At 40.9% G+C, this 12,756-nt stretch carries 10 protein-coding genes; 4 read left to right on the forward strand and 6 right to left on the reverse strand.

What is annotated here, in order from left to right; genetic code table 11:
• Nucleotides 1-87 precede the first annotated feature (87 nt).
• Complete coding sequence (locus MKL62_RS15915) at nucleotides 88-759, reverse strand: TetR/AcrR family transcriptional regulator (protein ID WP_000224581.1); 672 nt, start codon at nucleotides 757-759, stop codon at nucleotides 88-90.
• 196 nt (nucleotides 760-955) lie between these two features.
• Between MKL62_RS15915 and MKL62_RS15920 the strand changes: the two genes are divergently transcribed.
• Complete coding sequence (locus tag MKL62_RS15920) at nucleotides 956-1,789, forward strand: SDR family NAD(P)-dependent oxidoreductase (RefSeq protein ID WP_000787753.1); 834 nt, start codon at nucleotides 956-958, stop codon at nucleotides 1,787-1,789.
• A 55-nt stretch (nucleotides 1,790-1,844) separates the two neighbouring features.
• On the opposite strand, the gene MKL62_RS15925 is transcribed toward MKL62_RS15920, so the two are convergent.
• The 5 genes from MKL62_RS15925 to MKL62_RS15945 form a co-directional block, all read right to left on the reverse strand.
• A complete protein-coding gene (locus MKL62_RS15925; RefSeq protein ID WP_001135114.1) occupies nucleotides 1,845-3,212 on the reverse strand; it encodes an MATE family efflux transporter in 1,368 nt (455 codons plus the stop codon).
• 106 nt (nucleotides 3,213-3,318) lie between these two features.
• Nucleotides 3,319-4,473, reverse strand: a complete 1,155-nt coding sequence (locus MKL62_RS15930; protein ID WP_000939853.1) for a pyridoxal phosphate-dependent aminotransferase — start codon at nucleotides 4,471-4,473, stop codon at nucleotides 3,319-3,321.
• A 27-nt stretch (nucleotides 4,474-4,500) separates the two neighbouring features.
• On the reverse strand, nucleotides 4,501-5,811 hold the full coding sequence (locus MKL62_RS15935; RefSeq protein ID WP_001055481.1) for a DUF445 domain-containing protein: 1,311 nt from the start codon (nucleotides 5,809-5,811) through the stop codon (nucleotides 4,501-4,503).
• A gap of 13 nt (nucleotides 5,812-5,824) precedes the next feature.
• Nucleotides 5,825-6,388, reverse strand: a complete 564-nt coding sequence (locus tag MKL62_RS15940; protein WP_000876371.1) for a CC0125/CC1285 family lipoprotein — start codon at nucleotides 6,386-6,388, stop codon at nucleotides 5,825-5,827.
• Nucleotides 6,389-6,447: 59 nt separating this feature from the next.
• Nucleotides 6,448-6,987: a DUF924 family protein gene (locus tag MKL62_RS15945; RefSeq protein ID WP_000999587.1), complete on the reverse strand. Its 540-nt coding sequence runs from the start codon at nucleotides 6,985-6,987 to the stop codon at nucleotides 6,448-6,450.
• A 168-nt stretch (nucleotides 6,988-7,155) separates the two neighbouring features.
• Between MKL62_RS15945 and gshA the strand changes: the two genes are divergently transcribed.
• The 3 genes from gshA (at nucleotide 7,156) to MKL62_RS15960 (ending at nucleotide 12,754) form a co-directional block, all read left to right on the forward strand.
• A complete protein-coding gene (gene gshA, locus MKL62_RS15950) occupies nucleotides 7,156-8,733 on the forward strand; it encodes a glutamate--cysteine ligase (protein WP_000082281.1) in 1,578 nt (525 codons plus the stop codon).
• A 14-nt stretch (nucleotides 8,734-8,747) separates the two neighbouring features.
• Complete coding sequence (locus tag MKL62_RS15955; protein ID WP_001240042.1) at nucleotides 8,748-9,263, forward strand: disulfide bond formation protein B; 516 nt, start codon at nucleotides 8,748-8,750, stop codon at nucleotides 9,261-9,263.
• A gap of 164 nt (nucleotides 9,264-9,427) precedes the next feature.
• Nucleotides 9,428-12,754, forward strand: a complete 3,327-nt coding sequence (locus MKL62_RS15960) for a type VI secretion system Vgr family protein (protein WP_000898354.1) — start codon at nucleotides 9,428-9,430, stop codon at nucleotides 12,752-12,754.
• The last annotated feature ends 2 nt before the right edge of the window (nucleotides 12,755-12,756 follow it).

Consider the following 12,756-nt stretch of genomic DNA (forward strand, 5'->3'; position numbering starts at 1 on the left):
ATAAATTTTCTTAAAACCATTCAGTGTGTTACAAGCTTATCTCAAACGAGGTTTTTAAAATAAAAACAGTGTCAAAAAACTTTAATATTATTTTGAAACTTTCGCGAGCAAAGCTAAAAAAACGATACGGCAGGCCGCTAAAACTTGCTCTAGAGACTGCTTAAACCCGCCCATCACCCATCGAACGGCAATTTGCGTCACGTATCCATTTAAACCAGTAGCGATTAATGAGAGTTCATTTTCGTTATGCTGGATTTGCGGCATGGTTAGCATCACAAAAGCTTGAATCATACGATCAAACTGGGCGAGAGTTTCCTGAATGGTGGCTTGATTATGTAATTCTTGGACCAAAATTGCATCGACATACACAATACGAGCCAAACGAGGGTCGTCTTTTAAAGTACTCAGTAGAGCACGTAAACCAGCATCGACCATTTGCTCAGGGTCTGGAGCCGCTTTAATGACGGCTTGCATCAAGTTTTGCTGTAATTCTTCAATCATTTTTAAAAAGATAGTCTGGAATAAATCTTCACTCTTTTTAAATGATTCATAAAAATAACGTTCGGTGAGTTTTGCTTCTTGGCAGACATCTTTTACCGTCACGGAAAAAAAGCCAAGGGTTCCATAAGTTGCAATACCGGCTTCAATGAGTTTTTCGCGGCGTGCCTCTTTGCGCTCAGACAGAGATAACCCTTTGAACTGACGTTCTTTACTCACAGTTTTTGTTTTCTTTTTACTGGTTGAGTCGTTTGTCGCCATAAATAAATGGTTTCCTAATTTATCGGTTTTTCGGCAAATATGAGCCCTATGATAAAGCCGTCAGCAGAATTGTGCCAATCTATCTGAAATTACAGTGTACTATATTGACAATGTGTATTGTCAAAATTATATTGAAAGAGTCTAAATTGCACATGCAATGAACCAGTTGTGCAAATCGAAAAACAAAGGATGGACAATGAAAAATTTTAAAAACAAAGTCGCTGCAATTACGGGTGCGGGTTCTGGCATTGGGCAACAATTAGCAATTCTTCTGGCAAAGCAGGGCTGCCATCTTTCATTAAGTGACATTAATGAAAAGGGCTTAGAGAAAACTGTTGAGCTATTAAAACCGTACAGTAACATTACTGTAACAACCAAGAAGTTAGACGTTTCTGACCGCGAGGCAGTAAAGCAGTGGGCACAGGAAACTGTTCAAGATCATGGCTGTGTTAACCTGATTTTTAACAATGCTGGTGTAGCTTTAGGCTCAACTGTAGAAGGCGCGACTTACGAAGATTTAGAGTGGATTGTGGGAATTAACTTCTGGGGCGTGGTTTACGGTACTAAAGAATTCTTACCGTTCATTAAGCAAACACAAGATGGCCATATTATTAATATTTCCAGCTTATTTGGTTTAACGGCTCAGCCAACCCAGTCTGGCTATAATGCAACTAAATTTGCGGTACGCGGTTTTACTGAGTCATTGCGTCAAGAATTAGATATTGAAAAATGCGGCGTAAGTTCGCTATGTGTACATCCGGGTGGTATTCGTACTAATATCGCTAAAGCTGCAAAAATGAGTGATAGCTTGAGTAGCTTGGGTATGGACCCAACTAAATCGATTCAAAACTTTGACAAGTTATTGCGTACCCCACCAGAGGAAGCAGCTCGTCAAATTTTGGATGCAGTTTTGAAAAATAAACGCCGTTTACTCATCGGTAGCGATGCAAAAATTCTGGATGCATTCCAGCGTTTATTCCCAACGGGATATCAACGTGCTTCAACCATTGTAACCAAATGGATGAAATAAGGTTTAAAAGAAAAAAGCCATCAATTGATGGCTTTTTTATAAGGTTTAATGCATTCTAAATAAGAACTTTGATCTTCTTTTTCTTCCAGATAAATTGATAATACAAGCCTTGAATAATACATAAACTGACAAATGCCAAGGCATAGGCGACCCAAATGCCTTTAAGTCCCCACATCGAACTAAACCAGTAAGCACATGGCATTTCAATAAATAAAATGGCAGAGATGTTAATCAGCATCGGTACGGTTACAGTCCCACTGGCACGCATAATTGATGCAAAAATGGCACCTGCACCAAAGAATAAAATTGCCCAAAGTACAATAAATAAAAGCTGTTGCCCTAACACCACCACAGTTGGATCTGTGATGAATAAAGCCATCAAATATTTTGAAAATAGATAGCCGAGTGCAATTAAGGCACCTGTAAACAAAAAGTTCATACCTAAAGCGGTGCGTGTAACACGTGCAAGTAGGTCCGACTTACCTGCACCAATCGCTTGTGCTGCAAAGATTGAGGCCGCGATAGAGATCGAAATCGCTGGAAATTGAATATAGTTGAGTACCTGATTCACGGCACCATACGCAGCTGTGGCATGAGCTCCGAAACGGTTCACTAAACCCACAATGACTAAACCGGCCATTGAAGTGGTAATCATTTGAATACCGGTTGGAACACCTAGGCGTAAAATGATTTTACTTAATTCCGAATTATGACGAATATGTTGCAAAAGCTGACGGTTCGGCCGAAGTGGATGCTTTTTCTTGTTTAGATAAATTGCAAGAAAAATGAGAATAGCTACATAGCCAGTAATGGTCGCAATTGCCGGAGCAATAATTCCTAAAGCGGGTAAACCAAAATAACCTTTAAGCAATATCGGGGTAATGACCAAACCAATCACACTGGTTAAAGCCAGTGCAAGTAAAGGAGTAGTACTGTCTCCTACACCGCGTAAAATTGAGGTATAGATAATATAAACAAAGAGAAGAGGACTACCTGCCAACATCCATTGCACATAAGGCAAAGAGAGGTGCATCACCTTCGGATCCGTACCTAAAAGTTCTAAAATATCATGGGCAAAAAACACACCAATGATTGCGGTAATGATACCGCCAATGATGGTCATAAACAGAGTAGAGCCCACCACACTTTGAACTTTTTCAATATTCTGCGCGCCCCATGCCTGCCCCACTAAAACAGTAGTACCCGTTGAAATGCCGATAATAAACGCAAGCAGTAAAAACAAAATGGGGAAAAAAACCGAGACGGCAGCAATCGCATCGACCCCCATCATTTGTCCAACAAAGATGGTGTTAATGGTACCGGACAGGTTTTGCAAGATATTGGTTGCAATCAGGGGCAATAAGAAAACAAAAAATGTTTTCCAAAGATTTTGCTGATGAATTAAAGACTGTCTTGGTGGCATGTATTCTCCATCGCCCATCTCTTTGATGAGCGGGTCGGATATTCAACTTAGCATAGTTGTGTGGAATTTCTTGTAGTATTTTTACTATGCTAAGTGACTAAATTTATTAACATTGATTCAGAATTTCTCCTGCTTTTTGCAGTGTTTCATCATTTTTTGCAAAGCAGAACCGTATTAGGCGTAAAGACTCTGGGGCTTGTTGGTAAAACACCGAAACAGGAATAGCCACAATCTTATGTTGCTCGGCAAGAAACTGGCACATTTCCACATCGTTTAAGTCAGGTCTAATCTGGCTGTAATCAAGGTTTTGGAAATAAGTTCCTTGCGATGGTTTAAGCAAAAAACGGCTATTGTGAATCGCCTGATTAAATCGGTCTCGTTTAGTCTGATAAAACTGTGAAAGTTCCTGAATATGTTCTGGGTGTTGCTGCATATATTGTGCAAGCGCAATCTGACAAGGTGTTGTGCCACAGAAATTAACATATTGATAAATCTGGCGGAACAAACGCATTAAATCAGGTGAAGCAACGCAGTAACCGGTTTTCCAGCCTGTGACATGGAAGGTTTTTCCAAAAGAACCAATCACAAAACTACGTTCTCTAAGCTCAGGGAAATGCAATGCGCTAAAGTGCTGTTGACCATCAAAAACTAAGTGTTCGTAGACTTCATCAGATAGAACTACAATATTTTTATCCTGAATTAGTGCGATCAGTTCTAACCAGTCTTGTTTGGACCAGATTGTACCTGTTGGATTGTGGGGAGTATTTACCACAATCATACGGGTTTTATCGTTAATTCGATCTTTAACTTGTTGCCAGTTCACCTTAAAGTCAGGTGCTTGCAAGGCAATATGTACTGCTTTACCACCTGCTAACTCGACAGAAGGTCCATAGCTGTCATAACTCGGGTCAAAAATAATGACTTCATCACCTGTGTTGATGCAGGCTTGTATGGCACAGAAAATTGCTATGGTTGCACCCGGCGTAATCGTGATTTGAGTTACAGGATCAAGTTGAAGTTGGTCACGCTGTTGAAATTGTAAAGCGAGCTGTTCACGCAGTGCGAGAATGCCATCACCAGGTGGATACTGATTGTGTCCAGCCAAAGTTGCCTGAGATAGGGCTTCGAGCAAAGCAGGGGGTGCAGGAAAATCCGGGAAACCCTGTGAAAGGTTAAGTGCACCCAAGCGCTGTGCCATTGCCGTCATCGTACTAAAAATAGTCACCCCTTGTGCGGGAAATTTGGACTGAAGCTGTAGCATATTGTTCTCTTAAAGAAATTATTAACGTTATAAAATTGATTCAATCGCTGCTCGTATTACACCTAGAGTTAAGCCGATAAATGCACCTACTACAACGCCATTCACACGAATCATGTGTAGGTCGCCACCGACTTCGTTTTCAATTTTTCCAATCATTTCACGTGAGTCCCACTCATGAATGCGCTCACTCACATAGCGTATGATTTTATGGCTATATTGGTCCGTAAAGTTCATCGCAAGTCCTGTCATTTCTTTGTTGAGAACTTCACGTACTTTTACATTTTGGACAAGGTTTTCACCCAACTGCTGAATGGCAGCTCTGAGGTTCATTGCAATACCAGAGTCTTCTTTCATTAAATCTTCTTTAATGGCATCACATAAAATAGTGACAGCACCACTAATGAAATTTAGTACTTGAGGACTATCTAGCAACGCATCTTTGCCACTATTTAGACGTTGGCTGGCAATACTCTCAGGGTTTGCCAACTCCAGCATGAGCGAGTGGGCAATAGTTTCAATTTCCTGTCGCCATGGGTGTTCATGGTCAGCCAGCATTGATTCTACTTTTTCAACCAGTGAATCAATGGTGCGCTGCTGAACATCAATACCGATCCAGCTTGCACCTTTTGCAAGAGACCAGACACCCAGCGCTTTAAACATTTTTCTTGTCAATTCGCGAGTTTTATCTGGATTTTGTACCACCCACTCATGCGCGATATCGAGGCCACGTTGCAGTACATCTTGGTGGAAGTCATTTTCCAATACTGCACGCAGCATTTCACTCGCAAGTTTATTGACTTGAGTGTTACGCACCCATTGCACACTGTTGTTTTGCACGAAATTGGCAATTTGTTCTTGGCTAACAAATTCAAAAACTTTAGGTACAGTTTGCTGAATGAGTTGTACCACTTGCGTATTGTTTTGTGGACTGGCAAGCCATTGGCCAATGGCAAGACTTAAATCGGTTTTTTCTAGGCTTCGTTCGACCACCTGAGGCGACAGGAAGTTTTCCTGCACAAATCGACCCATTGATTCAGCAATACGTGCCTTATTACGTGGAATAATTTCGGTATGATCACGTAAAAACTTAGGGATAGGAAGCTTACCAAATGGGTTTCGAAACAGAACGGTAATCGCATACCAATCTGCTAGTCCACCCACTACACCAGCTTCCGCACCTAGCATTAAAATATGAATTAAGTCTGTGTACTCTGGCAGAAAGCGATTGGCGATCAATAACCCAATCCACAGCACCACCACAATAATAAGTGCCATCGTAGCGAAATATTTGCTGCGCTTCAGATTGGGTGCATGGTGTACTTCTTCTGCCATATTCATACGGTCATCCTATTCATTTTTGTTTTACTGGCGGCTCAGGTGGCGGCAACAATTCTCCTGTCGGGCTTAAACCATATTTTTGTCCGATAGATTTGAGAATTAACGTTGCATCAAAGGCATCTTGAGGAGCCTGCTTTTGATCCCGATAACATTCAATAGTATACGACACTTGAACAGGGTCGATATTGACCACTTGTGGGAAATCATAGAACGGATCATGCCAGAAACCCGGATAGCGGCGGTAGTAACCATACGGGTAAAAGCTTGGTGCAGATGGGTAAACTACAGCTTGACGCGGTGGCTTTTGGCTTTGATTACTTGGGTCGTTCAGCACTTTAAAAAAGCGGAAACCTTTTTGTACTGTAGTCTGTGCTGATTTCACCAAAGTGATTTCTTCGGCTGCTCCATAGCTCATGTTTGGATCAGCCTGAAAGCTGATTCGAAACGTTTGAGCATTTAAGGGATAGGCCGAAAACTGGCCAAGCTGATCGAAAGTTTTTGGTTTGCTGGGTACAGTTGAACAAGCACTTAAAGTTATGGCAGTGCCTAAAGCTAAACAAAGAGAGAGATATTTCATGGTGAACTCCCAGCTGAGCATAAAAGAATGGATGCGTCAGCATTAAAAATAGAGAAGTCTTAAAAACTACTGTTCGGTTCTAATAAAAATTCGGTTTCCTCTGGTGTTGAGACACGTCCAAGGATGGCATTGCGATGAGGATAACGTCCAAAGCGATCTATAATCACTTTATGTTTTTTCTCAAAGCTTAAATTAATTTCATTGCCGAGGCGTTGAAATAATTTTAAAGCAAACTCATGAATCAACTTTGATTCACTATGCATAAATGGCATGTACAAAAACGAGCGCTGTTCTGGGTTAAGTTGTGCATCGAGTTGCAAGCTAATTGCTTCTTGTGACAAGGCTAAAGCAAGGCCGTCATAAGCAAAAGATTCGGGTTGATCACGATAAATGTTGCGAGAAAACTGATCTAGCACAATAATCTCTGCAAGACGACCTTCTGGTGTTTTCCGCCAAGACCAAAGTTCTGCTCGAGTTGCCTGTCGATGAACGTCTGCAAATTGATCACGAATTTTTGCGTCAAAATCCTCACTTTTTGCAAACCAGAGTGAACGGTGTTCAGGTGAAAACCAGAAGTTTAAAATGTCTTGATCGTTCATGATATTGACAACTCTTTAGCAATTATTCTTCAATAAAATCACAATTCTTTCGTGTCTTAAATAACAAGATTGTGATAAAAATTGCCAAACTGAAATGATGTGATCATATCAATAGCCGTATCATGTCACGATTTTGTATATAGTGATCTTTTATAAGCGAGCAAATGCATGAGTCAACCCACTACACCATCTCAATCAGTTATTCCTGCTTGGGTGGATTCGTCGCTACTACAAGGCATGTTACGTGGAATAGAACGTGAAAGCCTACGTATGCAAAGTAATGGGTTCTTATCACAAGAGTTACATCCAAAGGCATTAGGTTCAGCCTTAACACATCCGAAAATCACCACAGATTATTCTGAAGCGTTGATGGAGTTTATTACTTCACCACAGCCAACCATTGGTGATGCCTTGCATGAGCTCACCGATATTCATGCGGTTGTGCACCGTCATTTAGAAAATGGTGAAAAACTCTGGCCGTTGTCTATGCCATGTATGCTAGATGACAATGAAGAACGTATTCGTCTAGCTCAATATGGCACTTCTAATATTGGCCGTTTCAAGACGCTTTATCGCCGTGGTTTAGGTATTCGTTATGGTCGCCGTATGCAGACGATTTCGGGCGTACACTATAATTTATCTTTCCCTGATTCTCTTTTTTCTGCCTTGCAGGCACATGAAACTGACGAAAAATTAAAAGCACTTAGTCTGCAAGATTATCGTAGTCATCGCTATTTTGGTCTGATTCGTAACTTTATTCGTTTAACGCCACTGGTTATGTTTTTGGTGGGTGCGAGTCCATCGGTTTGCCGTTGTTTTCTGACGGGTCATGAACATCATTTGTTGCCTTTAATCAAAGGGTCATATTATTTACCGTATGCTACAGCTCTGCGTATGGGACGTTTAGGCTACCAAAACTCGGCACAAAAAAGTTTAGGCATTCACTATAACAACTTAACTGGTTATTTGGATGGTTTACAAAAAGCAGTACATTCTCCATATCCGCCATTTAGCCGTTTAGGGTTAAATGATGCCTCTGGTGAACCATTGCAAATTAATGATCATGTTTTACAAATCGAGAATGAATATTACAGTCTCGTGCGTCCAAAACAAGTTCCTCAAGCGGGTGAAACACCATCTCAGGCCTTGAAAAATCGAGGAGTGGGTTATGTTGAACTTCGTGCAGTGGATGTAAATCCATATTCGGCAATTGGCGTCAATGAAACAACAGCAGGTTTCCTTGAGGCATTAGCGCTTTATTGTTTATTAAGCGATAGTCCTGAACTGTTATGCCCTGAGCAAGATTTGATTGAGAAAAACCAGACAGAAGTGGTTAACCGTGGCCGAGCACCAAACGCAACCATTACTGATTTAAACGGGTCTTACCATATTGAAGATTGGGCACGTCAGCATATTTCTAAAATGCAGGATTGTGCTCGCTTACTCGATCAGACCTATGCCACAGATCTATACAGCTCGGCTTTGGCTGTGATGCAAGAACGTATTGATGAAGTAGATGAAACATTATCTGCTCATGTGATTGATGACACATTAAAGCATGGTGGAACCTGGAGCTTTGGTAGTCATATGGCACAGTTACATGCTGAAACTTATGAAAAGCATGAGATTAGTGCAGAGACTTTGCAATATTTTGAACAATTGGCTGTGCAATCTTTACAGCAGCAAGAACAACTTGAGCAAGATAGTCAGATCAGTTTTGATCAATATCTTGAACAATATAGATAAAAACGAGGTTTTACATGCGATTAAGTTACCGTTTGGTGAGTGGACTGCTTGTTCTGGCAAGCATTGTCGGCATGTCTTTTGCGTTGTATTTAGAACATGTAAAAGGGTTGGAGCCATGTCCGCTCTGTATTTTTCAACGTGTTGGCTTAATGGCAATGGGTTTTGTGGCTCTTATTGCGTTTTTGCATAACCCGGTTTCCAATACGATTAAACGCTTTTATGCATTTTTGGCAGGTATTGCAATTTTATGGTCAGTGGGGGTGGCGGGCCGACATGTTTGGCTACAGCATTTACCACCAGATCAAGTGCCAAGCTGTGGTCCGGGTTTAAATTACCTCATTGATGCTTTACCAATGAAAACCGTTTTACAAGAAGTACTTTCTGGCTCAGGTGAGTGTGCGGCAATTGACTGGACTTTTTTAGGTCAGTCTTTACCAGTTTGGTCATTGGCCTATTTCCTTTTACTGTTATTGGTTTGTTTATGGCAGTTATTCCGTTTTTATCCAGTGTTTAAGACGGCTAAAAAGTAAGTTTAAAGTAATTAAAAAAGCTCAACTTAAGTTGGGCTTTTTTTATAACTTTCGAATAAGTGAAAATATAAAAAAATTGATAGAAATAACGCATAATTTTGTAGACAGATAGTTCTGTTTTTTATAAAGTGCAGCCGTTTATATATCCTTATGATTATAAAAAAATGCTTTTTAATATATTTAGTGTCTTGGAAAAAATAGGGCTAAATGCTCAGAAACGTGCTATCCACGTACAATTTTCTAATGAACTACTCAATCCTCAAGTATTCTTACAACGTGTAGAAGGCCAACATCAGCTAAATGGTGGCCTAATGGCAGAATTGATCTGCCTTTCAACCAATGCCCAAATTGCATTGAAGCAATTTATTGGTGTTCAAGTCGCTGTTGATCAGGTCACTGATTCGGGGCAATTGTTCCGAACTACAGGTATTGTGACTGAGGCCAGTTATGGACAAAGTGATGGCGCTTTAACGCTTTATAAGCTGACTATAGAAGATGCGACAAATTTATGGCACAAACGCCGTAATAGTCGTGTTTTTATGAATAAAAGTATCGTAGAAATTACCGAAGTTCTATTTAAAGAATGGCAAGAAAAAAGTCCACTGTTTGCTGCGAGTTTAAGTCTTGATTTGGGTGGGTTAAGTCAAAACTATGATATTCGTCCGTTCACTATGCAGCACAATGAGTCTGACTATGACTTTCTCACACGTTTGTGGCGAAGTGAGGGGGTTAGTTGGCTCATTGATGAATCAGAGCTTTTTGTCCCTCATTTTACTGCACCAATACAAGCTCAAAAACTAAAATTAATTGATGACAATAACCAATACCAAGCTTTAGCGCGTCGTAGTATTCGCTATCACAGAAGTAGCGCAACCGAATATCAAGATAGTATTACAGGCTTTGTTGCAGTGCGAAGTCTGCAACCGACTGCCGTACATGTACAGCGTTGGCAGCCCGATGCGTTAGCGCAAGAAGAGGGTAATGGTTCAGTTGTTACTACCCATACACACTCAGATAACTTTGATTCGGCTACTTTAAGTCTTGAGCAAGCATGGCACGTAAGCCCCGCCTGGATGCAAGATTTAAAAGGAGAAGATCAGGCAACCGCTTCAAGCAGTAGCCAATTAGAAAAATTAAATCAGCACTTCACTGACATGCATGCGAGTCGGGCCAAATACTTTAAAGCCTACAGTAGTGTGCGCGATACCCAAGTCGGCTATTGGTTTAATCTACGCGAACACCCTGAAATTGATCAGCATGAAGGAGCAGATCAAGAGTTCCTAATCATTGCCAAAAATTTCTATAACCAAAATAATTTACCTAAAGATTTACATCAGCAAGTTAGCCAGTTATTAACCCAAAGTCGTTGGGATCAACATGGTTACGATGATATCGAACGTCAAAGTAATGAGCTGACGTTAATACGCCGTCAAATCAAAACGGCACCTGAATACAATCCGGAACAGCATCGACCAATTGCTTACCCACAAAGAGCGAAAGTCGTGGGACCTGAGGGAGAAACTATTCATGTCGATGAATGGGGACGCATTAAAGTACGTTTTCTATTTACTCGTAGTGATGATCATGGCCATGATGGTGGCGCAGGTAGTAATGACAATGATACCGACTCGGCTTGGGTGGATGTACTGACTCCTTGGGCAGGAGAAGGTTATGGTGCACGTTTCTTACCACGTATTGGTGAAGTGGTGGTCATTGACTTCTTTGATGGCAATATCGACCGTCCATTTGTGACGGGCCGAATCCATGAAGCACAGCGTTCGCCAACTAAATTCGATGTAAAAGGGCAGCTTCCTGATACTAAAAAGCTAAGTGGCATACGCAGTCAGGAGGTTAATGGCAGCGGGTTTAATCAATTACGCTTTGATGACACAACTGGGCAGATCAGTACCCAACTACAAAGTAGTCATGCCGCAACACAGTTGAATTTAGGTAATTTAAGCCATCCTAAAGAACAAGCGACAAGCCAAGGCCGTGGTGAAGGCTTTGAGCTTAGAACAGACGCTTGGGGAGCTGTGCGGGCGGGTAAAGGCATGCTCATTAGTACCTATGCACAAGAGCAAGCGATTGCAGATCATTTAGAGGCCGCACAAGCACAATCCTTACTTTCACAAGGCTATGAAAGCATGAAAATGCTCAGTGAAGTTGCAGCCAAGCAACAAACTGATGCTTTGAACGTGATTAATCGCTTACCCAAATTCATCCAGTCGCTTGAGTTAAAAACCACAGGTCAGGCATTAAATAGTACGGTAAACCTATTCAAAGAAGGAATTAATAACGATCCTATCCATGCCCTAAAAGACTGCGGTGGCTTTATTCAAGACATCGGTGCACTAGGAGGAAACGCAAAAGGCGTTGTAGATGAATTTAATTCTTTCTTTAGCGATGCCAAAGATGCGGTAGAAAATTTAAAAGCATTCATCGAAAACGTTGAAGAACATGGCCCTGATATTGTTAAAGGAAAACTCGCAAGTATTAAAGACCGAATTCATAAAAATCCATTTGAAAGTATTCAAGAGGTCGGGAGAGTCTTAGCAAATGTCGAGACTAAAGACTTTGATTTGATGAGTACGTGCGGAACTTTTAGTAAAGGCAGTAAATTGGAAGTATCACCTTCTAAAGCATTGAGTTCTTTACAAGGCTTTATGGAGGGTTATACCCAAGGTTTAGAAAGCAGTTCCGATACTAAACAGCAAGAGCAAGGTAAGATCTTCAGACAAGCCCTTATGTTGTTAGCATCACCAAATGGTATTGCTTTGACGACGCCTGAAAATATTATTCTACAAGCTTCGCAAGATATTGCCGAAAGTGCCAGCGGTTCAATTAATTTAAGCGCACAGAAAAATATCATTGGGCATGCACAAGACAAAATTAGTTTGTTTGCTGCTCAAAAAGGTTTGCGTGCTTATGCAGCAAAAGGAAAGCTCGAACTACAAGCACAAGATGATGCTATTGAAGCAATTGCGAAGAAGGTCATTAAGCTCATTTCTACCGAAGAAAAAATCGAGCTTACGAGTCCAAAAGAAATTGTATTAACCGCAGGTGGGTCACAGCTCAAAATTAATGCCAATGGCGTATTTTCAACAACAGGTGGTAAGTTTGAAAGTAAAGCTGGGCAGCATTTGTTTACGGGTGGGGCCAAGGTTTCTTATGAGGTTCCTGAGTTGCCGAATACCCCAACTTTTAGTAACCGTTTAGATATTTATGATCTATTTTGGGAAAGTGATTTTAGCAAACTTAGCTATAAAGCGTTCATGCCAGAGACAAATTCATTTACTTCAGGGGCTGTAGATGAGCATGGGCGTACAGGAAAAATCAGTAGTGCTGATCCAACAAATGTTCAAGTTTTAATTGGTTCTGATGATGAATGGGGACTATTAATTGATAGCTTTGATGCAGATGATTTTTTAGAAGATCAGAGCATAAATGGTAGTAACTCTGAAATCGATAATAATACTGAAGATAGGGGCTGAAA

Origin of the sequence: Acinetobacter sp. AOR01_HL, assembly GCF_027855455.1 — a bacterium.
Classification (GTDB): Bacteria; Pseudomonadota; Gammaproteobacteria; order Pseudomonadales; family Moraxellaceae; genus Acinetobacter; species Acinetobacter baumannii.